19 protein-coding genes are annotated in these 23498 nt (G+C 64.8%); 6 read left to right on the top strand and 13 right to left on the bottom strand.

Going from position 1 to position 23498, the window contains the following annotated elements; all coding sequences use genetic code 11:
• Positions 1-87: 87 nt before the first annotated feature.
• Complete coding sequence (locus ACWGS9_RS01095) at positions 88-1344, top strand: D-amino acid dehydrogenase (protein ID WP_454503489.1); 1257 nt, start codon at positions 88-90, stop codon at positions 1342-1344.
• 10 nt (positions 1345-1354) lie between these two features.
• Here the strand turns inward: ACWGS9_RS01095 and ACWGS9_RS01090 are convergent, their stop codons facing one another.
• The 7 genes from ACWGS9_RS01090 to ACWGS9_RS01060 all read right to left on the bottom strand — a co-directional run bounded on the left by ACWGS9_RS01090 (position 1355) and on the right by ACWGS9_RS01060 (position 8501).
• Positions 1355-2713, bottom strand: a complete 1359-nt coding sequence (locus tag ACWGS9_RS01090; protein WP_454503488.1) for an FGGY-family carbohydrate kinase — start codon at positions 2711-2713, stop codon at positions 1355-1357.
• Positions 2710-3024: an L-rhamnose mutarotase gene (rhaM, locus tag ACWGS9_RS01085; protein ID WP_454503487.1), complete on the bottom strand. Its 315-nt coding sequence runs from the start codon at positions 3022-3024 to the stop codon at positions 2710-2712. Before rhaM ends, ACWGS9_RS01090 begins: the two co-directional genes overlap by 4 nt.
• Positions 3024-4025: an ABC transporter permease gene (locus tag ACWGS9_RS01080; RefSeq protein ID WP_454503486.1), complete on the bottom strand. Its 1002-nt coding sequence runs from the start codon at positions 4023-4025 to the stop codon at positions 3024-3026. Before ACWGS9_RS01080 ends, rhaM begins: the two co-directional genes overlap by 1 nt.
• A complete protein-coding gene (locus ACWGS9_RS01075; protein ID WP_454503485.1) occupies positions 4022-4999 on the bottom strand; it encodes an ABC transporter permease in 978 nt (325 codons plus the stop codon). Before ACWGS9_RS01075 ends, ACWGS9_RS01080 begins: the two co-directional genes overlap by 4 nt.
• A complete protein-coding gene (locus tag ACWGS9_RS01070; protein WP_454503484.1) occupies positions 4996-6555 on the bottom strand; it encodes a sugar ABC transporter ATP-binding protein in 1560 nt (519 codons plus the stop codon). Before ACWGS9_RS01070 ends, ACWGS9_RS01075 begins: the two co-directional genes overlap by 4 nt.
• Before the next feature lie 84 nt (positions 6556-6639).
• Complete coding sequence (gene rhaS, locus ACWGS9_RS01065) at positions 6640-7635, bottom strand: rhamnose ABC transporter substrate-binding protein (RefSeq protein WP_140647400.1); 996 nt, start codon at positions 7633-7635, stop codon at positions 6640-6642.
• Between the two features lie 56 nt (positions 7636-7691).
• Complete coding sequence (locus ACWGS9_RS01060) at positions 7692-8501, bottom strand: DeoR/GlpR family DNA-binding transcription regulator (protein WP_454503483.1); 810 nt, start codon at positions 8499-8501, stop codon at positions 7692-7694.
• A gap of 189 nt (positions 8502-8690) precedes the next feature.
• Here ACWGS9_RS01060 and ACWGS9_RS01055 point away from each other — a divergent pair, with 189 nt between their 5' ends.
• From ACWGS9_RS01055 to ggt, 3 genes are all read left to right on the top strand, one after another.
• Positions 8691-10793, top strand: a complete 2103-nt coding sequence (locus ACWGS9_RS01055; RefSeq protein ID WP_454503482.1) for a bifunctional rhamnulose-1-phosphate aldolase/short-chain dehydrogenase — start codon at positions 8691-8693, stop codon at positions 10791-10793.
• 87 nt (positions 10794-10880) lie between these two features.
• On the top strand, positions 10881-12173 hold the full coding sequence (gene rhaI / locus ACWGS9_RS01050) for an L-rhamnose catabolism isomerase (protein WP_454503481.1): 1293 nt from the start codon (positions 10881-10883) through the stop codon (positions 12171-12173).
• A gap of 99 nt (positions 12174-12272) precedes the next feature.
• Positions 12273-14012, top strand: a complete 1740-nt coding sequence (gene ggt, locus ACWGS9_RS01045) for a gamma-glutamyltransferase (RefSeq protein ID WP_454503480.1) — start codon at positions 12273-12275, stop codon at positions 14010-14012.
• A 4-nt stretch (positions 14013-14016) separates the two neighbouring features.
• Here ggt and ACWGS9_RS01040 read toward each other — a convergent pair whose 3' ends face one another.
• From ACWGS9_RS01040 to ACWGS9_RS01030, 3 genes are all read right to left on the bottom strand, one after another.
• Positions 14017-14364, bottom strand: coding sequence for a hypothetical protein (locus ACWGS9_RS01040; protein WP_454503479.1), 348 nt, complete (start codon positions 14362-14364; stop codon positions 14017-14019).
• 271 nt (positions 14365-14635) lie between these two features.
• The gene (locus ACWGS9_RS01035) at positions 14636-15991 is read right to left on the bottom strand and encodes a sigma-54-dependent transcriptional regulator (RefSeq protein ID WP_454503478.1); all 1356 of its coding nucleotides are present in this window, start codon (positions 15989-15991) and stop codon (positions 14636-14638) included.
• Entirely contained in the window at positions 15988-17853 is a 1866-nt protein-coding gene (locus ACWGS9_RS01030) for an ATP-binding protein (RefSeq protein ID WP_454503477.1), read from the bottom strand. The genes ACWGS9_RS01035 and ACWGS9_RS01030 overlap by 4 nt, the downstream gene beginning before the upstream one ends.
• A 234-nt stretch (positions 17854-18087) precedes the next feature.
• Here ACWGS9_RS01030 and ACWGS9_RS01025 point away from each other — a divergent pair, with 234 nt between their 5' ends.
• Together ACWGS9_RS01025 and ACWGS9_RS01020 are read left to right on the top strand one after the other, a co-directional pair.
• The gene (locus ACWGS9_RS01025; protein ID WP_454503476.1) at positions 18088-19422 is read left to right on the top strand and encodes a dicarboxylate/amino acid:cation symporter; all 1335 of its coding nucleotides are present in this window, start codon (positions 18088-18090) and stop codon (positions 19420-19422) included.
• A 130-nt stretch (positions 19423-19552) separates the two neighbouring features.
• Positions 19553-20134: a histidine phosphatase family protein gene (locus ACWGS9_RS01020; protein ID WP_454503475.1), complete on the top strand. Its 582-nt coding sequence runs from the start codon at positions 19553-19555 to the stop codon at positions 20132-20134.
• A gap of 170 nt (positions 20135-20304) precedes the next feature.
• On the opposite strand, the gene ACWGS9_RS01015 is transcribed toward ACWGS9_RS01020, so the two are convergent.
• The 3 genes from ACWGS9_RS01015 to ACWGS9_RS01005 all read right to left on the bottom strand — a co-directional run bounded on the left by ACWGS9_RS01015 (position 20305) and on the right by ACWGS9_RS01005 (position 23423).
• Complete coding sequence (locus tag ACWGS9_RS01015; RefSeq protein ID WP_454503474.1) at positions 20305-21048, bottom strand: pseudouridine synthase; 744 nt, start codon at positions 21046-21048, stop codon at positions 20305-20307.
• Between the two features lie 100 nt (positions 21049-21148).
• Positions 21149-21631, bottom strand: coding sequence for a hypothetical protein (locus ACWGS9_RS01010; protein WP_454503473.1), 483 nt, complete (start codon positions 21629-21631; stop codon positions 21149-21151).
• A gap of 88 nt (positions 21632-21719) precedes the next feature.
• Positions 21720-23423: a BTAD domain-containing putative transcriptional regulator gene (locus tag ACWGS9_RS01005; RefSeq protein WP_454503472.1), complete on the bottom strand. Its 1704-nt coding sequence runs from the start codon at positions 23421-23423 to the stop codon at positions 21720-21722.
• Between the last annotated feature and the right edge of the window lie 75 nt (positions 23424-23498).

Genomic DNA, 23498 nt, shown 5'->3' with positions numbered 1-23498 from the left:
GGCTCGTCCGGCGGGTTTAGACGCGGTAATGAGGCACATGCAGTGGTGCGCTGAGGCGCGCCGCCGCGATGATGCTTGAGGGACGGCATGAAGGTTCTGGTTCTTGGGGCCGGCGTGGTTGGCACGGCGGCCGCCTACTATCTGGCTAAAGATGGTCACGAGGTGACCGTGATCGAGCGTCATGAGGCGGTGGCGCGCGGCACCAGCCAGTCGAATGCCGGTCTGGTATCGCCGGGCGACGCCACTGCATGGGCCTCGCCCGCCGCGCTGAAGACCTTCCTGCGCGCGCTCTGGAACCATGACCTCGGTATCAAGGTCAGGCTGCGCCTCGATCTGTATTTCTATACCTGGAGCCTGCGCTTCCTGCGCGAATGCACCGTGAAGCGGCTGCGCGCCAACACCGAAATCAAGCTGAGGCTGGCGCTCCATTCGCGTGATTGCATCAATGCGCTGTCGGAGGCGACCGGCATCCACTATGACGAGCGCAAGAAGGGCATCCTATACTTCTTCCGGTCGCAGAAGAGCCTCGACACCGGTACCGACAATTACCGCTATCTCGGCGAGCACGGCCTGCCGATCGAGATCGTCGGCCGCGAGCGTCTGGTCGAACTGGAACCAGGCCTTGCCGGCGTGAAGGAAAAGATCGCGGGCGGCATCTATTCTCCGATCGACCAGACCGGCGATTCCAAGCAATTCGTGGACAGGCTCGCGGCCTATGCGGCCGAAAAGCTCGGCGTCAAATTCCTGTTCGGCACGACCGTCGAGGGCCTCGACATCGAGGGAGACCGGGTGCGCGCCGTCATGACATCGGCCGGCCCGGTGACGGGTGACGCCGTCGTCATCTCCATGGGGCCGGAAAGCGGCCTGCTCGGCCGCCGCTACGGCATCGACCTGCCGGTCTATCCGGTGAAGGGCTATACGGCGACGATCCCGTTGCAGGACGAGAGCAAGGGGCCGACCATGGGCGGCGCCGACGAGGACCGGCTGATCGGCTATTCCAGGCTGGGCAATCGCCTGCGCATGTCCTCGACGGCCGAGTTCACGGGTTTCGACCGCACGTTCAAGCCGCGCGATTTCAGAACCATCCTGGAAACCGGCAAGGATCTTTTCCCAGGCGCCTTCGACGAGAAGAAGGCCGTGCTGTGGGCCGGCTTACGGCCAATGATGCCGAACTCCGTGCCGGTCATCGGCCAGGCGAAATACCGCAACCTCTATCTCGACACCGGCCACGGCCATGTCGGCTGGACCATGGCCTGCGGCTCGGGTCAATTCCTGGCTGACGTCGTTGCCGGCCGCAAGCCGCAGATCGACCCGCGGGGATTGCTCTACGGGACAGCGCGCTGAGCCGGTTGGCTTACGCCGTAACGATCTTCCGCCACGCTCGCGTGTAGGCTTGCCAAGCCGGATCGGCTGGCGGTTCGGTCCGCTCGCCCTTGCTCATCGCTTGCGTGCCATCAGACGCCAGCAGCGCGGCACCGATACTGGTCCCGGTCGACGTCTCCGACGCAACCACTGGTCTCTCCGTCGAGGCTGCCAGCATGCGGATGAAAAGCCGGTTTTGCGTAAACGGTCCCTCGACGGTCGTCGGTCCGTCGCCGCCGATAAGCTCCAGGCAGGTGGCGGTCATCAGCGCCAGATAGAAAGAGATGACGGCGAAGCGCTGTCCTGGGCCCAGGCCCTCGGCGTTGACCCACTGCGCGGCGCGGTTCGGGAATGGCCCCGACCCCTGTTGTGTGGAAGGCAGCAGCAAGACCTGCCGTGCCAGCACGGCGGCAACATCGTCATCGATCCATTCCTGTGGCTGGCCATCGGTCAGCAGCGAGAACTCACGGCCGCCCATGAAGCGCGCCGAAGGCACGGGATCGCCGAGCGCATTGACATTGACCAGCGTGTCGCGCGCCGGGTCGAGTTCCACCTTCCGGCCGCCAACCGCCATCGAGACCACCCAGGTGCCGGTCGAAACGACGCAGAAGGGCGGCTGGTCGGACAACAGATGCGGCAGCAGCGAGGCGTTGGAATCGTGCAGGCCGCAGAATACGGGCGTCGGCAGGTCGAGCCCTGTCCGCCGCGCCAGCTCCGGCAGGATCGGGCCAAGCCGGTCCTTTGCCCGCCGCACCGGCGCCATCAGCCGGCGCCAGCCCATCCTGTCGACAAGCGAGGAATAGTCGGACGTCCAGGGGTTCCACAAATCGGTGTGGCAGCCGAGCGAAGTCACCTCGTTGGCGGCGACGCCGGTCAGCCGGAACGCCCAGTATTGCGGATACATCAGCATCGCCGCGGCCCTGGCGAATTCCGCCGGAAAGCGCTTCTGCTGCCAGAAGAACTGCGCGCCGAGATTGAGGCCGATCGGCAGCCGCGGCGTACCGGTCTCGGCAAAGGGCGGACGCACGGCGTCATAGTCAATCGCAAGCTGGTCGGGGGCGTCGAATTCATAGTCGAGCACCGGCAGCACCAGTTCGCCTGTTCGGTCGACCAGCGCGCCGGTCGCGCCATGCGTGGTGATCGAGATCGCATCGATCGGCCGCTCGCGGTTGAGATCGGCGAGGCTGTTCAAGACGAACGTCCACAACGCCTCGATATCGTGATGCGGGTAAGGCGCTTGTCGCACCGGCGCGTTGGCGGTACGGCGCAGCGCGATCTCGCTCAGTGTCGCGAGATCGACCAGCGCCACCTTGGCGTTGGTCTTGCCAATGTCGATGACGGCGACAATCATGCCATATGGAACACAGTTTCCAGTGGCGCCGCCACCGGTTCGTTGTCGGCCCCGGTCTCCATCAGGTCGGCCATATGCGCCCACCAGCGCTGCATCGCCGGGTGCTTCGGCAAGTCGTCCATGCCGTGATCATCACGGCGCCACAGCACGCCGAACAGAATGTTGGTCTCCTCGTCGAGATGGATCGAATAGTCGGAGACGCCGGCCTGTCTCAGAAGCGCGACCAGCGACGGCCAGATCTCGTCGTGGCGGCGCTTGTATTCGGCCTTCATGCCGGGGTTGAGCTTCATCTTGAAGGCGTATTTTTCCATCAGGCGAAGCGTCCTTCACGCAGCCGTCGCCAGACGATCGGCAGCGCAATGACGATGATCAAAAGCAGGCCGATGAAGATCGACATGACGATGCCGGGAACGTTGAGCAGGCCGAGGCCGAATGTCACCAGCCCCATGATGAAAGCGGCAAGCACGACGCCCAGAATGCTGCCGGCGCCACCGAGGATCGAGACGCCGCCCAGCACCACCATGGTGATCGCCTCGAGCTCGTAGCCCTGCGCGATGGACGGGCGCGTCGAGCCGAGCCGCGAGGTGATCAGCACCGAGGCGATGCCCGACATCAGCCCCGTCAGGCAAAACAGGATGAACTTGATGCGGTCGACGCGCACGCCGGAGAACTGGCAGGCGACGGGGTTGTTGCCGATGGCGAAGACGCGCCGGCCGAAGCTCGTGCGGTGCAGCACGAACCAGTAGATCAGCGCCGCGACGAGGAACAGCGTTAACTCGAACGAGAAGACCCACCAGACATAGCCCTGGCCGAAGAAGGCGAAGCTTTCCGGATAGCCCTTGTAGGCCTGGTCGCCGAGGATGATGAAGGCGATGCCGCGGAACAGGCTCATCGTGCCGATGGTGACGACGATGGAAGGCAGGCCCAGACGGGTGACCAGCAGCCCGTTGAAGGCGCCGCAGCCGAGCCCCACGACGACGCCGACCAGCACCAGCACCGGCGTGCCGGCGCCGGCCTGCACAGCCATGCCCATCATCGTCGAGGCGAGCGCCACGATCGCGGCGACCGAAAGGTCGATCTCGCCCGAGATGATCAACAGCGCCATGGCAAGCGCGATCAAGCCCTTTTCGGTGAAGTTGAAAGTGAGGTCCGACAGCGACCACGGATCGAGGAAGTAGGGCGAAGCGAAGCTGTTCACCGCGAAGATAAGGATCGCGATGATGACGAGCAGCGCCTCCCAGGAGAAGATCGCCGACGATAGCGGCTTGTCGATCCGGTCGGGGATGTGGCGCGGGGCAGGGGTGTCGGTCATGCCGCTTCCGCCTTTCTCAGGATGATGCGGCCCCGCCGGCGCTCGCCGCGCGCGTTGAGCACCACGGCCAGGATGATGGCGCTGCCCGAGATCGCCATCTGCCAGAAGGGCGAGATGTTGATGACCGGCAGCGCGTTGGAGATGATGCCGAGGAACAGCGCGCCGAGCACCGCGCCGCCGACCGAGCCGATGCCGCCGGCGATCGAGATGCCGCCGATGACGCAGGCGGCGATGATGTTGAGCTCATAGCCGTTGGCGACCTCGACCGAGGCGATCACATAGCGCGATATCCACAGATAGCCGGCGAGGCCGCCGATCATGCCGGAAATGCAAAAGACGATGAATTTGGTGCGGCCGACATCGATGCCGGCATAGACCGAGGCGGTCGGATTGACGCCGATGGCGTAGATGGCGCGGCCGATCGCGGTCCGCGTCATCACCAGGAAGAACAGTGCGATCACCAGGATCGCGATCCAGGACAGTACCGGCAGGCCGAGGAAGGCGGCGCGCTGGAAGTTGATGAAGGCGGGGCTCATCTGGTCGGCGTTGACCCAGGCGCCGCCGGAAACGACGAAGGTGGCGCCGCGATAAATGGTGAGGGTGCCCAGCGTCACCACGATCGACGGGATGTTCAGCTGCCATACCAGCAAGCCGTTGATGGCGCCGAGCGCCAGCCCGACCAGCAGCGCGATGACGATCAGCACCGGGATCGGGATCGCCGGATGGGCGGCGTTGAGCATCGCCACCACCATGCCGGTGAAGCAGAGGTTGGACGCCATCGAGAGGTCGATCGAGCGCGTCAGGATCACCACCATCTGCCCCAGCGCCAGGATCATCAGGATCGACGTGTCGTTGAACACCTGGCGCAGGTTGACCGGGTCGGCGAAGCCGGGGAAGCGCGTCGAGATCAGGCCGATCAGAACGACGATGCCGGCCAGCAGCCAGATCTCGCGATATTTGAGGAAGCTTTTCATGCCGCGATCCCCGCTGCCGTCCGAACCAGCGTTTCGGCATCCAGGCCCTTGTTGTCATAAGTCGCCGCGATACGGCCTTCGCGCATGACCACAACGCGGTCGGACATGCCGAGGATCTCCGGCAGCTCCGACGACACCATGATCACCGAAAGGCCTTGCGCGACGAGCTCGGCCATGAAGCCGTGCACGGCGGCCTTGGAGCCGATGTCGATGCCCTTGGTCGGCTCGTCGAGGATGATCACCTTGGGCGTGGTGGCCAGCCACTTGGCGATGACCACCTTCTGCTGGTTGCCGCCGGAAAGCGTGCCGACATCCTGGCTGAGCGAGGAGGCGCGCAGATCGAGCCGCTCGGTGTAGGAGCGGGCAAGCGCGAACTCTTCGGCCAGCTTGAGCACGCCGGATTTCGAGGTGCGCGCAAGCGACGGCAGCGACACATTCTGGAAGATCGGCAGGCCGATCACCACGCCCTGCTTGCCGCGCTCTTCCGGCACATAGACGATGCCGGCCTCGATGGAGTCCGCGGCCGACTTCGGCGCGATCGTCTGCCCGTCCAGCGAAATCGCGCCTCGGCTCGTGCGGGTGATGCCGGCGATCGCCTGCATCACTTCGCTGCGCCCGGCGCCGACCAGCCCGTAGAAGCCGAGGATCTCGCCCTTGCGCAGCTCGAAGCCGATGTCATCGAACTCGGTCGGATGCGACAGGCCGGAGACGGAAAGCACCGGCGCGCCGATCGTCGGTTCGCGCTGCGGAAAGATGTGGTCGACGTTGCGGCCGACCATCATGCGCACGATCTCGTTCTGGCCGGTATCCTTGAGCAGGCCTTCGCCAACCATCTCGCCGTCGCGGAAGACGGTATAGCGGTCGGCGATGCGGTAGATCTCGTCGAACTTGTGGCTGATGAAGAGCACCGCCTTGCCTTCGCTTTTCAGGAATTCGATCAAGAGGAAAAGCTCCTCGATCTCCTTCATAGAAAGGGCTGCGGTCGGCTCGTCCATGATGACGATGCGCGCGTCGATCGACATCGCGCGCGCCACGGCCACCAGATGCTTGTTGGCGATGCCGAGGTCCTTCAGCCGCGCGTCGGCGTCGATATGGCCGGCGCGCATCGTCTCCAGCATCTCGCGCGCATTTTTGCGCATGGTGCGCCAGTCGATAGTGCCGAAGCGAGTGCGCGGCGCATGGCCGAGGAAGATGTTTTCGGCGACCGACAGGTCGTCGAACAGCACCGTTTCCTGGTGGATGGCGGTGATGCCGTGGCCGAAGGCGGCATGCGCGCTGGGCAGTGTCGTGGCCTGGCCGTCGATGCCGATCTCGCCGGCATCGGGCTGGTAGATACCGGTCATGATCTTGACCAGCGTCGACTTGCCGGCGCCGTTCTCGCCGATCAGCGCCGTCACCTGACCCGGATAGAGCGACAGGCTGACATTGTGCAGGGCGCGCACGCCCGGAAAACTCTTGGAGATGCCGGAGAGAGTCAGGCGGGGAGAGGCGCTCGCAGCCGGGCCCGAAGGCTCGGTCCGCTCCGTCGTCGCATTGTGCTGGGCTGTCGTGTCCATATCCGTATCAGGCCCTGACAGAAGGTCCGGTTGAAGATGCGGCGGAACAATTGTCCCGCCGCATGAGCTTGGAATGCGCCAGGATCAATAGATCTTGGAGAACTTCTCGATGTTGGTCTTGTCGAACTGGAAGGGCGGAGCCATCGCGGCCGAGTTGGTGTCGTCGAGCGTCACCTTGCCGACGCGACCGATTGACAGCGTGGCGCCCGGCTTTGCTTCTTCCTTCTTCACCGCCAGGTCATGGGCGAGGTAGATCGCCGAATAGCCGAGGTCGATCGGGTTCCACAGCGCCACAGCCTGGCTGGCGCCGTTGTCGATGAACTTCTTGAACTCGGAAGGCAGCGCGAGGCCGGTGACATTGACCTTGCCGATCAGGTTCTCGTCGGTGACGACCTGCGCGGCGGCGACGACGCCGACAGTGGTCGGCGCGATGATCGCCTTGAGGTTCGGATAGGACTTCAAGAGGCCCTTGGCTTCGTCGGTGCTCTTGGCCGAGTCGTCATCGCCATAGACGGTGGCGACCAGCTTGATCTTCGGGAACTTCTCCGGCAGCACCTTCTTGGCGGCTTCGATCCAGGCGTTCTGGTTGGTCGCCGTCGAGGATGCCGAGAGGATCGCGACATCGCCGCCTTCCGGCAGGTAGTCGGCGGCGAGCTTGATGATCGTCTCGCCGATCAGGCCGGTGTCGGACGGGTTGAGGTGGAGCTGGCGGCCTTCCTTGGCGACGCCGGAGTCCCATGAGATGACGGTGATGCCGCGCTCCATTGCCTTCTTCAGCACCGGCACCAGAGCGTCGGCATCATTGGCCGAAACGGCGATCGCGTTGACCTTCTGCGCGATCAGCGAGTTGATCACTTCGATCTGCGCTTCGGCGGTAGCCTTGGTCGGACCGGTGTAGATGACGTCGACATCGCCCAGTTCCTTGGCGGCTTCCTCGGCACCCTTGTTGGCGGCATCGAAGAAGCCGTTGCCGAGCGACTTCACCACCAGCGCGATCTTGACGTTCTCGGCATAGGCGGCATTCACGAACATGGCGGCGGAAAAGGCCGCTGTGACCAGCAGTTTCTTCAAAAAGCTCATCGAATATCCTCCCTTGAGCGTTGCATTCCATCGCCGCTGCGGGCGTGAGTTTTCCCTCAGGCCTGCAGTGAAGATTCTTCCTTGTCGCTTGACTGTCTGCGGGCGACGATCAGCGTCACGCCCGCCGTTTCCAGCATCTTGGCCTCGCGGTCCTCGATGCCGTCGTCGGTGATCACGGTTGCGATGCGCGACAGCCCGCACAGGATCAGGCTCGAGCGCATGCGGAATTTCGAGGAATCGACCAGCACCACCAGCTCGTCGGCCTGGTCGATCAGTTTTTGTTCGGCCTGGATCAGCAGCGGATCGCCTTCCATCAGTCCGAGTGGCCCCAAACCCTGCGCGCCCATGAACATGCGGCGCGCATAGAAGTTGCGCGTCACGTCATTGTCGAAGGGTGAAAGTATGATGTTCTGCTCGCGGTAGATCGTGCCGCCCGACAGCATCACCGTGTTCTTGGAGTGCTTGAGCAGATGCTCGGCGATCGGGAAGGAGTTGGTGAAGATCGGCATGCGGCGCCCGGTCAGGAAATGCACCATCTGGAAGGTGGTGGTGCCGCCATTGATGATGATCGGCTCGCCGTCGGTGCAAAGGTTCACCGCTTCCCGCGCGATCGCCCGCTTCTGCGCGGCATTCAGCGTTTCGTTGACGGAGAACGGCCGGCCGGCAAGGCCGATGAACTGCGGTGGCGAGATCGCCTCGGCGCCGCCGCGCACCCGGCGCAGGCGTTTTTGCACATGCAGCGCCGCAATGTCGCGCCGGATCGTCGCCTCGGAGGAGTCGGTCAGATCGACCATCTCCTGCACCGTCACCACAGGCTTTTCCTGGACGGCGGACAGAATGATCCTGTGGCGTTCTTTTTCGTGCATGGTTCCTCCCTGCCTAAGCATCAGGCCTTAGAAAACGCGCAGTGTCAATCATTTCCGATCATATATTTTCATTGTGCAGTGCAATATGATCGATTTTGATCGTTTGTGATTGACAAACGAGGCGCTTGCGTAGACATTCCCCGGCGAGAAATGAGGGGCGCGGCGTTCGCGCTCCAAGGGAGGATACCTATGCTCGACAAGCGCTCCGGCTCGCGCCTCGCCAATCTGTGGGACGATGCAAAAGCCGAGGGGATGAGCGGTCCCGAGCTTCTGGTCTATCGCTCGAACACGCTGGGGTCCGACAAGCGCGTCACCAACTATGGCGGCGGCAACACCTCTTCAAAAGTCTGGCAGAAGGACCCGCTCACCGGCCAGGATGTGGAAGTGCTGTGGGTCAAGGGCTCGGGCGGCGACAGTGCTTCGATCAAGCTCGACGGTTTCGCCACGCTCTACATGGAGAAACTGCGCGCCCTGAAGGGCCTCTATCGCGGACTCGCACATGAGGATGAGATGGTGGGCTATCTGCCCCACTGCACCTTCAACCTCAATCCGCGCGCGGCCTCGATCGACACGCCGCTGCACGCCTTCGTGCCAAAGCCTCATGTCGATCACATGCATCCCGACGCCATCATCGCGGTCGCAGCCGCCAAGGATTCCAAGGCGATCACCAAGGAGATTTTCGGCGACGCCATCGGCTGGCTGGCGTGGAAGCGGCCGGGCTTCGAGCTTGGCATGTGGCTGGAGAAGTTCTGCCTCGAAAACCCCGATGCCAAGGGCGTCGTGCTCGAAAGCCACGGCCTGTTCACCTGGGGCGACACGCCCAAGGAATGCTACGAGACGACGATCTCGGTGATCAACCAGGCGATCGAATGGTTCGAGCGCCGGTCGGAAGGCGTGGCGATCTTCGGTGGCGAAGTGGTACAGGCGCTCGACGCGCCGGCGCGCCGCGCCATCGCCGCGAAGCTGATGCCGAGGATTCGTGGCCTGATTTCCGAAAAGAGCCACAAGCTCGGCCATTTCGACGACCAGCCGGCGGTGCTCGAATTCGTCAATTCGAAGGATCTGCGCCCGCTGGCATCACTTGGCACGTCGTGCCCGGATCATTTCCTGCGAACCAAGATCCGGCCGCTGGTCATCGAGTTCGATCCGGCAAATCCGGATGTCGACGCCGTCATCGCGCGGCTCGCCGACGACATCGCCGCCTATCGTGTCGGCTACCAAGCCTATTATGACAGCTGCAAGCATGCGGACTCGCCGGCCATCCGCGACCCCAATGCCGTGGTCTATCTGATGCCCGGCGTCGGCATGTTCACCTTTGCTGGCGACAAGGCCACCGCCCGCATCTCCGGCGAGTTCTACGTCAACGCCATCAACGTCATGCGCGGTGCCTCGACGGTCTCGTCCTATGTCGGCCTGCCCGCGCAGGAAGCCTTCGACATCGAATACTGGCTGCTGGAGGAAGCCAAGCTCCAGCGCCTGCCGAAGCCGAAGGCGCTCGCCGGCCAGATCGCTTTGGTCACCGGCGGCGCCGGCGGCATTGGCCGCGCCACCGCCAGCCGGCTGCTGCGCGAAGGCGCCTGCGTGGTATTGGCCGACATTGACGAGGCCGCGCTCGCTGCAGCCAATGAAGAGCTGTCGAAGGCCTTCGGCAAGGATTTCGTCCGTCCGGTGGGGATCGACGTGACTTCGGAGGATCAAGTAACCTCCGGCTTTGCCGAAACGTCGGTCGAATTCGGCGGCATCGACATCCTGGTCTCTAACGCTGGCTTGGCCTCCTCCGCTCCGATCGAGGAAACGACGCTGGCGTTGTGGAACAAGAACATGGACATCCTGTCCACCGGCTATTTCCTCGTCTCGCGAGAGGCCTTCCGGCTGTTCCGCGCCCAGAAGATCGGCGGCAACGTCGTCTTCGTCGCTTCCAAGAACGGGCTTGCCGCTTCGCCGAATGCGTCCGCCTATTGCACGGCCAAGGCGGCCGAGATCCATCTTGCCCGCTGCCTCGCGCTGGAGGGTGCGGAAGCGCAGATCAGGGTCAACGTCGTCAACCCCGACGCCGTGCTGCGCGGCTCCAAGATATGGACAGGCGAGTGGAAGGAACAGCGCGCCGCCGCCTACAAGATGTCGACCGACGATCTCGAGGAGCATTACCGCTCGCGCTCGATGTTGAAGCGTTCGGTCTTTCCGGAAGATATCGCCGAAGCGATCTACTTCTTCGCCTCCGGCATGTCGGCCAAGTCGACCGGCAACATCGTCAACGTCGACGCCGGCAACGCGCAGAGCTTTACGCGATAAGCTTGCCTCTCCCCGTTCAACGGGGAGAAGGTGCCGGCAGGCGGATGAGGGGCAGCGCCAGCCGAACGAGTACTGGGAGGAATTGCAGTGTCCGAATCGATCATATCGGCTGACGTCATCGAAAAGAGCAACGCCGCCCGCAAAGCCGACCTCGATCGCGATTACGCCTCGCTCGGTGAGCGCCTCGACCGGCGCGGCATCGCCATCGACGTCATCCGCGACAAGGTCGAGAAATTCGCCGTGGCGATCCCGTCCTGGGGTGTCGGCACCGGCGGCACGCGCTTTGCCCGTTTCCCCGGCGCCGGCGAGCCGCGCGACATCTTCGACAAGATCGAGGACTGCGCCGTCATCAGCCAATTGACGCAGGCGACGCCGACGGTCTCGCTGCACATTCCATGGGACAAGGCCGACCCGAACCGGTTGAAGCAGGCGGCGTCCCGCTTCGGCCTCGGCTTCGACGCCATGAACTCCAACACCTTTTCCGACGCCAGGGGCCAGGAACGTTCCTACAAATTCGGCTCGCTGTCGCACGCCGATGCCGGGACCCGCCGCCAGGCGGTCCAGCACAATCTCGAATGCATCGAGATCGGCAAGACGCTCGGCTCGAAGGCGCTGACGGTGTGGATCGGCGACGGCTCGAACTTCCCCGGCCAGGTCAATTTCGCAAAAGCCTTCGAGCGCTATCTCGATGCGATGCGCGAGATCTATGCCGGCCTGCCGGACGATTGGCGGCTGTTCACCGAGCACAAGATGTATGAGCCGGCCTTCTATTCGACGGTCGTGCAGGACTGGGGCACCAACTACATCATCGCCAAGGAACTCGGCGACAAGGCCTTCTGCCTGGTCGACCTTGGCCACCACGCACCCAACGTCAACATCGAGATGATCGTGTCGCGGCTGATCCAGTTCAAAAAACTCGGCGGCTTCCACTTCAACGATTCCAAATATGGCGACGACGACCTCGATGCCGGTTCGATCGATCCTTACCGGCTCTTCCTCGTCTTCAACGAGCTGGTCGATGCCGAGCTCGCCGGTGCCGAGGGCTTCAATCCGGCGCACATGCTCGACCAGAGCCACAACGTCACCGATCCGATCGAAAGCCTGATGCTGTCGGCGGTCGAGGTGCAGCGCGCCTATGCGCAGGCGCTGCTGGTCGACCGCAACGCGCTCGAAGGCTTTCAGGAGGCCAATGACGCGCTGATGGCGACGCAGACGCTGAAGGCGGCCTACCGCACCGATGTCGAGCCGATCCTTGCCATGGCGCGCCTGAGGACCGGCGGCGCCGTCGATCCGGTCTCCGCCTACCGGGAAGCCGGCTACCGGGCGAAGGTGGCGGCGGAGCGCCCGGCGGTCGCCGGTGGCGGCGGCGGCATCGTCTGACAGGCAGATATCCGATTTGATCTGGTCCAGCGCCATTGGCGGTGGACAGGTCTGCCGGCAGGGTCTTTCCTAGGCGTACCCAACGCCAGGAGCACCGCCATGCCCTTGACCCGCCGGACGCTGATTGGCGTCACCCTTTCGTTCGCATTCGCGCTCACGCCATCCGCCGCGGTCCTCGCCGCATCGCCCGCCCCCGCCAAAGGCGAGCATGGCATGGTGGTGACCGCCCAGCATCTCGCCACCGAGGTCGGTGTCGAGGTGCTGAAGAAGGGCGGCAACGCGGTCGACGCCGCTGTCGCGGTCGGCTACGCGCTGGCCGTCGTCTATCCCAATGCCGGCAATATCGGCGGCGGCGGCTTCATGACCGTGCGCATGAAGGACGGCCGCACGACCTTCATCGATTTCCGCGAGCGCGCGCCGCTCGCCGCGACCAAGGCCATGTATCTCGACAAGGACGGCAATCCGGTGAAGGGCGCCAGTCTTGACGGTTATCTCGCCGCCGGCGTGCCGGGTTCCGTCGCCGGTTTCGAGATGGCGCGCGAAAAATACGGCACGCTGTCGCGGCAGGACCTGATGGCGCCGGCGATTGCCTACGCCAGGGACGGCTTCGTCCTCAATCAGGGCGACGCCGCCTCTTTCGCCGGCAGCGCCGACCGGCTGGCGAAGGACCCGGCCGCGGCCGCCATCTTCCTGAAGAAAGACGGCAAGCCCTACGGCATCGGCGAGACGCTCGTTCAGCCGGACCTCGCCGCCTCGCTGTCGGCGATCTCGGATAAGGGCCCGGACGCCTTCTACAAGGGCGCCGTCGCCGATGCCATCGTCAAGGCGAGCGGTGCCAAGGGCGGCATCCTCGCCAAGGGCGATTTCGAGCAATATGCGGTGCGCGAGCTGAAACCGGTGACTTGCGACTACCGCGGCTATGAGATCATCTCCTCGCCGCCGCCAAGCTCGGGCGGCGTCATCATCTGCGAGATCCTCAACGTGCTCGAAGGCTATCCGCTGTCCTATCTCGGCTCCGGTTCTGCCGAGACGGTCCATGTCATGGCGGAAGCCATGCGCCATGCCTATGTCGATCGCAATTCCGCGCTCGGCGATCCCGATTTCGTCGACAATCCGGTCTCGAAGCTGCTCGACAAGAATTACGCGAAAGGCATCCGCGACAAGATCGATCCGTTCCGCGCCGGCGTCTCGAAGGATCTGATGCCGAAAGGGTTCGGCGAGTCGAAGGAAACAACCCATTATTCGATCATCGACAATGACGGCAACGCGGTCGCCGTCACCTATACGCTGAACGGCTCCTTCGGCGCCGGCGTCGTCGCCGACGGCACCGGCATCCTGCTCAACAACGAAATGGACGATTTCACCCAGAAGCCCGGCGTGCCCAACCTCTACGGGCTGGTCCAGGGCGAGGCGAACGCCATCCAGCCGAAGAAGACGCCTTTATCCTCGATGAGCCCGACGATCGTCACCAGGGACGGCAAGCCGTTCATGGTCATAGGCAGTCCAGGCGGTTCGCGCATCATCACCATCACGCTGGAGGCGATCGTCAACGTCATCGATCACGGCATGAACATCCAGCAGGCGATCGACGCTCCGCGCATCCACCATCAATGGCTGCCGGACACGGTCTATGTCGAGCCGTTCGGGCTTTCCCCAGACACCGAGAGGCTGCTCGCCGGCATGGGCTACCATCTCGACTTGGGCGATCAGACCTGGGGCCAGGCGGCCGGCATCCTGGTCGGCGGCAAGAGCCTCAGCGAGATCGAGAAGGGCGGCGGTGCGCGCTACAACGGCGCCATCGACAGCCGCGCGGCCGCCGGCGAGGCGCTGGGGTATTGATGGATTACACGACCAGCGTGATGGTCGAAGCGATCAGCATCACGGCGGCGATCGCGACGAACAGCGCATAAATGCGCGGCCGGTCGAGCAGCAGCGCATTGCCGGAAATCCAGGCCGCTGTGGCGCCGCCAAGCGCGAACAGGAAGCCGTTGCGGTGGCCGAACGACATGGAGGCGGCCATCAGGCCGCCGATGATCAGCGCGCCGAAGACGATGATGACGGCGACCGCGTATTTCTCGAAATCATTGCCGCCGCCCATCGCCGGCCCCATCGCATTGAGATTGGACAGGTCGTCGGGGTCGAAAGGACTGGTCGAGCCGTATTCGTCTTGACCGAGGGATTCGCGCATCATTCGTTCTCCGCTGAGCGGCAACAAACCATCAACGCCTGCCGAGCGCAACCCGGCAACGCCGCCACGGCGATGCGTTCGCCGCCCGGCTGATGCCCGCGTGCCACGGTTCCCCGGTCGGTCTTAACGGCATTGGGGCGTTGCGGTTCCCAGAGCATGATGCCGAAAAGTGTGAAAGCGGTTTTCGGGCGACATCATGCTCTATCTCTTTGATTTTAGAGCCGGATGATTTCGGGTCGAATCGACCGGAGATCATCTCGGCTCCAGGCTTGTTCTATCTGGAAAAATCGCTGCGCACGATGCCGTGCCGCTGCAGCTTGTCGTAGAAAGTCTTGCGCGGAATGCCTAGCGCCTCGATGGTGCGGCGAACGTCGCCGTCATTGCGACCAAGTGTCTCGCGAATGATCTCGGCCTCGTAGCGATCGAGCCGTTCCGGCAAGGGCGCGGAGGCGTCGCTTGCCGCTGCCGCTGGGGAAGGCGCTTCGGCCATGTCTTCCAGCCCGAGCACGAAGCGTTCGGCGAAATGGGCGAGCTCGCGCACATTGCCCGGCCAGTCATGTTCCCTCAGATGGCGCTGGACCACGGCCGATGTTGCCGGCACGGCGCGCCGGAAGCGGGATGCGGCGCGCTCGGCGAAATAGCCGAACAGCAGCGGCACGTCGTCCCGCCTTTCGCGCAGCGGCGGGATCGAAAGCGTCACCACATTGAGCCGGTAATAGAGGTCCTCGCGGAAATTGCCGCGCTGGCTGGCATTGCCGAGATCGACCTTGGCGGCGGCGACGACGCGCAGGTCGACCGGTCGGATTTCATTGGTGCCGAGCGGCGTCACCTCGCGCATTTCCAGCACCCGTAGCATCTGCACCTGCGTCGAGGCCGGCATGCTTTCGATCTCGTCGAGGAACAGCGTGCCGCCGCTCGAATGCTCGATGCGGCCGACGCGCTTTTTCTGCGCGCCGGTGAAGGCGCCCGCCTCATGACCGAAGAGCTCGCTTTCGATGACCGTCTCCGGCAGCGTGCCGCAGTTGAGCGCGACGAAATTGCCTTTGGCGCGCCGGCTCCAGCGGTGCAGCAAGCTTGCAACCACCTCCTTGCCGGAGCCGGTCTCGCCGGTCACCAGCACGTCGACATCGGTGTCCGCGATCTGCCTCAGCGTCCGGCGCAGCCGCTCCATGGCCGGCGTCTGGCCGATCAACGGCAGCCCTTCCTGCGCCTGCTCCGCCGCCTCGCGCAAGGCGCGGTTTTCCATCACCAGCCGGCGTTTTTCGGCGGCGCGGGCAACGCTCTGCGCCAGCCGATCGGCGGCGAAAGGCTTGGTGATGAAGTCGTAGGCGCCATCCTTGATCGCCTTGACGGCCATCGCGATGTCGCCATGGCCGGTGACGAGGATGACGGGGATGTCCGGATCGAGCCGCAGCACGCGGTCGAAAAGCTGCAGCCCGTCGATCTCCGGCATGCGGATGTCGGACACCACCACGCCGCCGAAATTTCTGTCGAGCGCCGCCAGCGCTTCTCTGGCGATTGAAAAGGCCGATACCGCAAAGCCGGCAAGCTCCAACGTCTGCCTTGTCGCCTTGAGCAGATCGCTGTCGTCATCGATCAGGATGACCGGCGCGGGATCGTCCTTCGTCATGCTGCGCCAGCTTTCGACAGATGGATGGTGAAGCGCGTGCCCTGGCCGCTGCTCGACACTTCGATGCGTCCGCCATAGTCGGCGACGATGTCCTTGGAGATGACGAGCCCGAGCCCAAGACCCTTTTCCTTGGAGGTGTTGAAGGGCGTGAACAGGGATTTCAGGATCGCGGGCGGGATGCCCGGGCCGTTGTCGGAAACGATCAGCGCCACGTCCTCGGCGGTTTCAGCGGCGGTCACTTCGACCCGCGCGTCGTCGCGGCCATCAAGCGCCTCCAGCGCATTCTGGAACAGGTTGATCAGCACCTGTTCCAGCCGCAGCCTGTTGCCCATCACCTTGAGCGCCGGCGGCGGCAGCGTGATTGCCAGCGCGTCCAGCCGGCCGGCGAAGCGGCTCCTGAGCAGCACGACGGCGCCCTCGATCACGCTACGCAACTCGACCGGCTCGGCTGCCGTTCGGCCCTTGCGGGCGAAGGCTTTCAGCTCCTCGGTGATCGAGCCGATGCGCTCGGTCAGCGCGGCGATGGCGCCAAGATTCTCCTCGGCCGGCGCGCTCTGCTTGCGCTCCAGGAAGACGCGCGCATTGTCGGCATAGGCGCGGATCGTCGCCACCGGCTGGTTGATCTCATGCGCGACGCCGGCAGCGACCTGGCCAAGCGTGGCAAGGCGGTTGGCCTGCACCAGCTCCTGCTGCATCGCCTGCAGCTTCGTCTCCGTGCTGCGATGGTCGGCGATCTCGGCCTGCAGCCGGTCGCGCGCCAGGCTCAGATCCTGCGTGCGCTCGACGACGCGGCGCTCGAGCTCGGCGCGCGTGGCCTGTTCGGCGGCAATCCGCATCTGGACGGATTGCCGGCGCCAAAGCAGATAGGCGGCCAAGGCAATGAGAGGCACGAGAACACCGAGCGCCAGAAGCCGCATCTCGCGCTGCGCGGCGGCGATCGGCGCTTCGGCCGGGACGAGATAGTCGAGCCGCCACGGCGTCGACGGCACCGCCGTCGAAAGCCGCAGATACTCCGCGTCGCTGCCTCCGGGCGTAAGGGCATGGACCAGCGTGACATCGGCGGAGAGCGCCTCCGGCTTCGTGATCGGCAAGGGCACCAGCGGCGCATCGCCGAATTGCTGGCTGGCGCGGATCTCGGCGAGCACCGGCCGGCCAAGCGGCTCCGTCGTCAGGAAGCGCCAGGAAGGCACGCTGGTGATCAGCACGACGCCATGCGCATCGCTGACATAGGCAGGGCGGTTCGCTTCGTGCCAGTCGGCCTCGAGCTGGTCGAACTCCATCTTGACCACGACGACGCCGAGCGGTGCCGCAGCACTGCCGACGCGGCGGGAGATGTAGAGACCGGGACGCTTGCTCACGTTGCCCAGCGCGAAATATTCGGCGGTGCCCGATTGCATGGCTCCGGAGAAATAGGCGCGAAAACCGTAGTCGTTGCCGACGAAGCTCACCGGCTCGCGCCAATTGCTGGAAGCGATCGCCAGCCCGTCGGTGCCGGTGACATAGAGCACCGAGGCCTTCGTGCCCGACACCAGCCCTTCGAGCTTGCGGTTGAGCACGTCGATCGACGCGGGGCTGCGCTCGGTCAGCGCGTCATGCACCTGCTGGTCCTCCGACAGGAGCAGCGGCAGCGCGCGCGGATTTTCCAGCACCGCGCGCAGCAGCGCAACTTTAAGATTTGCGTCCGTGCGCCCTTGCGTGGCCAGCGCCTCGATTTCGGTCGAACGGCCATAGAGGCCGGCGCCATAGAGCGCTGCGAGCACGATAAGCAGCGCCACCGCCGCGAACAGCAACCAGGCGCGCCGTGCCCGCCCGGCAAGCAGTTCGGGCGTCGAGGCAAGGGCAGCGGCAGGGCGTTGCAGCATGCCGCATTTGTGCATGATTTCGCACAAAGCACAATTCGCCCTATGCGGACAACCGCACCGGTGGCTTCCAGAGTGCATGTATCGAGTGCGAAAAAATCAGCAAAATCAACGAAGCGAGGCTCCTGGCGCAATCTGGCACGCTCGTTGCAAATGCCTCTGCAGCAGTCGCGAGGCTGTGGAGGTCAACTGCCCCGGGAGGTCGAGTTTCTCGATCGGGGCCGAATGGAGGACATCATGCAGACAGCAATCGCTGCCGCCGAACCGCGCGGCAAGGTTCCCCTTTACCGGCATCTCTATGTTCAGGTCCTGGTGGCGATCGCCGCCGGCATCCTGCTTGGCCATTTCTATCCCGATGTCGGCGCCTCGCTGAAGCCGCTTGGCGATGCCTTCATCAAGCTGGTCAAGATGGTGATCGCGCCGGTGATCTTTCTGACGGTGGCGACCGGCATCGCCGGCGTCTCCGACCTGCACAAGGTCGGCCGCGTCGCCGGCAAGGCGATGATCTACTTCCTCGTCTTCTCGACGCTGGCGCTCGTCGTCGGCCTGATCGTCTCCAACGTCATCCAGCCCGGCGCCGGCATGCACATCAACCCGGCGACGCTCGATCCCTCGAAGGTGGCGACCTTCACCGAGAAGGCGCATGACACGACCATCGTCGGCTTCCTGATGAACATCATCCCCGACACCATCACCGGCGCCTTCGCGCAGGGCGACATCCTGCAGGTGCTGTTCTTCTCGGTGCTGTTTGGCATTGCGCTGGCGCTTGTCGGCGAACGCGGCCGTCCGGTGGTCGATTTCCTGCAGGCGCTGACGTCGCCGGTCTTCCGCCTCGTCGCCATCCTGATGAAGGCGGCCCCGATCGGCGCTTTCGGCGCCATGGCCTTCACCGTGGGCAAATACGGCATCGGCGCGATCGCCAACCTCGCCCTGCTGATCGGCACCTTCTACCTGACGTCGCTGCTCTTCGTGCTCGTCGTTCTGGGCGCCGTCGCATGGTACAACGGCTTCTCGATCCTGGCGCTGATCCGCTACATCAAGGAAGAGCTGCTCCTGGTGCTCGGCACCTCGTCGTCGGAGGCCGCACTTCCCGGCCTGATGGCCAAGATGGAGCGCGCCGGCTGCAACCGCTCGGTGGTCGGCCTGGTCATTCCGACCGGCTATTCCTTCAACCTCGACGGCACCAACATCTACATGACGCTGGCCGCGCTGTTCATCGCCCAGGCGACCGACACGCCGCTCACCTTCGGCGATCAGATCCTGCTTCTGCTCGTCGCCATGCTGAGCTCGAAGGGTGCGGCCGGCATCACCGGCGCCGGCTTCATCACCTTGGCCGCGACGCTGTCGGTGGTGCCTTCGGTGCCGGTCGCCGGCATGGCACTGATCCTCGGCGTCGACCGCTTCATGTCGGAATGCCGCGCGCTCACCAACTTCGTCGGCAACGCGGTCGCGACAATCGTCGTGGCGCGCTGGGAAGGCGAGCTCGACCAGAAGCAATTTGCCGCCGCCATGGCCGGTCAATTGCCGGAAGAGGCGGATCTCGCGCTGTCCGGCGATTTGCAGCCCGCCTGACGGACCAGGCATCCTCCCAAGCTCGTGCAGGCCGCGGCTCAGCCGCGGCCTGTTCTTTTTGCCGGACGCCGCATAGGGTGACGCCGGCCGGCTCTCCACCGGTGCAACCATTCAGCCGTGAGGGCGGTCGATGAGCAGTGCGTTTCCCGAAATCTACCTGGTTCGCCATGGCGAGACGGAGTGGAGCGCCTCGGGCAGGCACACCGGCCGCACCGACATTCCCTTGACCGCCAAGGGCGAAGAGGCCGCGCGCGGTGTTGCCGATCGGCTTGAGGGGCTGACTTTCCAGGCGGTCTGGTCGAGCCCGTCGCAGCGCGCCTTCGACACATGCCGCCTCGCCGGCTTCGGCGAGCGCGCGGTGAAAAAGGCCGATCTGCAGGAATGGGATTATGGCGCTTATGAAGGCGTCACGACAAAGGAGATCCTGTCCAGGCGTCCTGGCTGGCAATTGTTTCGCGACGGTTGCCCGGACGGCGAGACGGTGGCCGATGTCGGCGCCCGGGCGGATGCCATCATCGCCGGGCTGCGCGCGGTTGCCGGCAATGTGCTCGTCTTCTCCAGCTCGCATTTCCTGCGCGTGCTCGCCGCACGCTGGGTCGCTCTGCCGCCGGAAGGCGGCGAACATTTCGTGCTCGACACGGCAAGCCTCAGCATCCTTGGCTACGAGCATGATCTGACCGAGCCGGTGATCCGCAGGTGGAATCAGAAATAGCGAGCGCGACTCCCCCTCATCCGGCCGCTTCGCGGCCACCTTCTCCCCGAGGGGAGAAGAGATTGGCGCCGCGCTGGCGAACTCCTCTCCCCTCGGGGAGAGGTCGGATTGCCCCGAATTGCCCTTCGCAATTCGGCTGGCAATCCGGGTGAGGGGCAGTGCCTGGCGCGTCAAGTCGCCAGGGTAGCCAGTTCTTCGGACGTCAAATGCCGCGCCTTGCCTTTGGCAAGCTCGCCGAGCTGAAGGCCGCCGATCGCCACCCTTATCAGCCTCAGCACTTCGACATCGAAAGCGCCGAGCAGCCTGCGGATCTGCCGGTTGCGTCCCTCGTCGAGCACGATCTCCAGCCAGGCGGTGCTGCCACCGCTGCGCAGCAACTTGACTGAGCTTGCCGTCAGCAGCTCGCCATCCACCTCGGCGCCCTGGCCAAACCGCTCCAGCAGCGCCTCGTCGGGCGCGGAGGCGATCTGCACATGATAGGTCTTGGCAACATGCGAAGCGGGATCGAGCAGGCCGTTCGCCCAGCGCGTGTCGTTGCTCATCAGCAGCAGCCCTTCGCTCGCTTTGTCGAGCCGGCCGACCGGCGACACGAAAGGCAGGTCGAGCCCTGCCAGGCAATCATAGACCGTGCCGCGCCCCTCTGGATCGTCGCGGGTGGTGACCAGCCCGCGCGGCTTGTTGAGGATCAGATAGACCTTGCGCTCGGCAACGACGCGCTCGCCGTCGACGAAGATGCGGTCGCGGTCGGGATCGATGCGCAGCCAGGCATCGCGCACCGTCTTGCCGTTTACCTGAACGCGCCCCTCGGCGACCAGACGCTCGGCCTGCGTGCGCGAGCAGAAGCCAAGTTTGGAGAGCGTTCGGGCGAGGCCAACCTTGGTGGCGGCAGATCGTCTGTCGGGTTGGCGTGCCAAGATACTGCTCTCGAACGAATGCCACGCGACTTGCGCCGCCATGTCGGCACAAGCTGGCTTGCGGCGACCTCTTATCCGCTGCAGTCGCGGTCGTCCAATGTCACTGCTTTGGCGCGCTCAATCGCCGGTAGGAAACGCCGTCGAATGTGGCCGTCACGAAGCTCTTGACCGACATTTTGCGCTCGCGCCCGTCGCTGCAGGCGTAGAGCGGCCAGCCGGCTTCGCTGCACTCGCTGGCCATGCAGATGCGGCCCACGCAGTTCCCGACGGTCAGCCGAAAACCACCCTTGCCGGCAAAGCCTTGCAGCAGGCTGCCATCCGAGGAGCGCCATGTCCGTTGCTGGAATTCAGGCCGCAAAGTCAGGGGTTCGAGTGGGGCGGCGAGATCGGCTGTGCCGGTGACACCGGCGAGCAACAGGCGATAGCGCGCCATTCCGGTCGTATAGCCGGTCACTAGGTCGGACTCACCCGAATAGGTCGTCGCCAGGCCGGAGCCGTCGAGCAGATGAGACAACCGCTCGCCCGCTGCTGTCGGCCCCATCAGGGCAACCAGGGCGACAAAGGCCAGGCTAGCGCGCAACATCTCGATTTCCAGCAGCCATGCATATCCGGCCTGCCAGCGCCCCCGGCTGCCTTCCATACCATCCCGCCGATTGGCCTCCGGCGCAAGCTCAGCCGTGATTTCCCATCCGCGCGAGACAACGCGCCTGGTCGCGCGGCCGGCCGAGCTCCTCGTAGCGGCTGGCGGCCTCTTCGAAAGCGGCGAGCGCACGCACTTCCTTGTCCTGTGCCCGCCGTTGCAAGCCGCGCGCTTCCCAAAGGGCCGCCGCCCAAGGGCCGCCTTGCCACATCCCGGCGATGCGTTCGGCGTCGTTCAGGCGGCGGTCGACCTGTTCCAGCTCGCCCGCCTCGGCGAGCGCGGTTGCCGAGGCGGTGCGCAGCGCCATCGAGCAAGGCTGGCAGGCGCCCGGCGTTAACAGCCTATCACCAGCGAGGATCTCTTCGGCCACCATCTTCGGCGTCGATGCCGCTCGCACCGCCAGCGCCTGCATGCGCATGATAAGATGCGGCGAAAGCCATGAGCGCTCGGCATCGGCGAGGCCGCGCTGGATCAGCCGGCTGGCGCGCCATTTCTGGCCGCGCTCCAGGGCGATCTCGGCCAGCCGTTCGATGGCCAGCACGCGGCCGGCGACCGCATCCGCCGCGAGCAGCAGCCGCTCAGCCTCGGTAAGGAATTGCTCGGCCCCGTCGAGCTCGCCCGAAAAAAGCGCCGCCTCTCCGAGAAGCAGGCAGGCGAGACCTCGTCCGGCGCTCGATTCCGCTTCCTCGGCGACAGCGAGCAGTTCCTTGGCCAGTCCCGCGACTTCGGCGTGGCCTTTCGCGCTGCACAAACAGAACTCCGACAGGCAGAGATGCCCGTCGAAGACATGCTGCACGAAGGCCGGCTTGGCGCGGACCCATTCGATGAATTCGGAGCGGAACAGTTGCGGCCATTGCGCCTGCATCATCGAGGCAAGCCCCAGCAGCGCGCTCGCCTCGCCGACCTCGCGCGGCAGGTCGGCGCCGAGCGCCAGATCGCGTGTCTGACGCGCGATCTCGCTCGCCCTGTCGAACTCGCCGCTCTGCAGGTGCACCAGGCCCCAGGCGAGCGAGGTGCGGATACGTTCCGAGGGACTGACGGTCTCCGTGCCGGAGAGCGCCAGCGCCTTTTCGTAAAGGGCGATGGTCGTGGCACTCGGTCCGACGCCGAGCTCGGCGTGCAGGTTGTCGCGGAGCTGGTTGAACTGGCGGATCGCCTCGACCCGGTTGCCCGCATCGAGCGCGGCCTGCATCAGCGCGCATTGGGCCTGCTCGTCGGCCGGATCGAGGGCGATCAACCTCTGCCACAGCCCGCCGGCGCGCAACAGGTCGCTGTAACGCTGCTGTACCTGCGCGCGGGGAGCGTCGAGCCATTCGACAAACAGATCATCCGGCAAAAGCCTGCCGCCATAGAGGTCGGCCGCGCGTTCGTAAGCAACCTTGTCGCCGCCGCGGAGTGCTGTCCTGGCGGCCGCCTCGAAGCCTTCGATATCGATATCGAGCTCCGCATTGGGCGCAAGCGCGATGACGTCGTTGCTGATCTCGATGAGTTCATGGGCACCGAGCGCGCGGCGCGCGAAATGGACAGCTTTGCGTAGGCCGCCGCCGGCCGCCTCCGGGTCGGCGTCCGGCCAGAAAGTCTCCATCGCCTGCTCGCGATGCATGCGATGCGCGGGCTTCAGCGCGAGCAGCTTGACCAGCGCCGCGGCACGGTCGCGACGCCAGTCGGCCGCCGGGATCGACCGGCCATCGACGCTGACGACGAAGCGGCCGAGCAGATGGATCGAAACGCGCATTGAAGCACCATCAGGAAGATCCGTCTCCAGGCAGGGAACGCTGGGGAACGCTGGCGGAACATAGATTTCCTAATA

This window comes from Mesorhizobium sp. Arg314 (assembly GCF_053714275.1).
Note: the sequence above shows the minus strand (reverse complement) of the source record. Positions and strands in the feature narration are given on the sequence as shown.

Coding starts and splice junctions, on each gene's coding strand:
- ACWGS9_RS01095 (WP_454503489.1), top strand. CDS start 88: ATGAAGGTTCTGGTTCTTGGGGCCGGCGTGGTTGGCACGGCGGCCGCC.
- ACWGS9_RS01090 (WP_454503488.1), bottom strand. CDS start 2,713: ATGATTGTCGCCGTCATCGACATTGGCAAGACCAACGCCAAGGTGGCG.
- rhaM (WP_454503487.1), bottom strand. CDS start 3,024: ATGGAAAAATACGCCTTCAAGATGAAGCTCAACCCCGGCATGAAGGCC.
- ACWGS9_RS01080 (WP_454503486.1), bottom strand. CDS start 4,025: ATGACCGACACCCCTGCCCCGCGCCACATCCCCGACCGGATCGACAAG.
- ACWGS9_RS01075 (WP_454503485.1), bottom strand. CDS start 4,999: ATGAAAAGCTTCCTCAAATATCGCGAGATCTGGCTGCTGGCCGGCATC.
- ACWGS9_RS01070 (WP_454503484.1), bottom strand. CDS start 6,555: ATGGACACGACAGCCCAGCACAATGCGACGACGGAGCGGACCGAGCCT.
- rhaS (WP_140647400.1), bottom strand. CDS start 7,635: ATGAGCTTTTTGAAGAAACTGCTGGTCACAGCGGCCTTTTCCGCCGCC.
- ACWGS9_RS01060 (WP_454503483.1), bottom strand. CDS start 8,501: ATGCACGAAAAAGAACGCCACAGGATCATTCTGTCCGCCGTCCAGGAA.
- ACWGS9_RS01055 (WP_454503482.1), top strand. CDS start 8,691: ATGCTCGACAAGCGCTCCGGCTCGCGCCTCGCCAATCTGTGGGACGAT.
- ggt (WP_454503480.1), top strand. CDS start 12,273: ATGCCCTTGACCCGCCGGACGCTGATTGGCGTCACCCTTTCGTTCGCA.
- ACWGS9_RS01040 (WP_454503479.1), bottom strand. CDS start 14,364: ATGATGCGCGAATCCCTCGGTCAAGACGAATACGGCTCGACCAGTCCT.
- ACWGS9_RS01035 (WP_454503478.1), bottom strand. CDS start 15,991: ATGACGAAGGACGATCCCGCGCCGGTCATCCTGATCGATGACGACAGC.
- ACWGS9_RS01030 (WP_454503477.1), bottom strand. CDS start 17,853: ATGCTGCAACGCCCTGCCGCTGCCCTTGCCTCGACGCCCGAACTGCTT.
- ACWGS9_RS01025 (WP_454503476.1), top strand. CDS start 18,088: ATGCAGACAGCAATCGCTGCCGCCGAACCGCGCGGCAAGGTTCCCCTT.
- ACWGS9_RS01020 (WP_454503475.1), top strand. CDS start 19,553: ATGAGCAGTGCGTTTCCCGAAATCTACCTGGTTCGCCATGGCGAGACG.
- ACWGS9_RS01010 (WP_454503473.1), bottom strand. CDS start 21,631: ATGTTGCGCGCTAGCCTGGCCTTTGTCGCCCTGGTTGCCCTGATGGGG.
- ACWGS9_RS01005 (WP_454503472.1), bottom strand. CDS start 23,423: ATGCGCGTTTCGATCCATCTGCTCGGCCGCTTCGTCGTCAGCGTCGAT.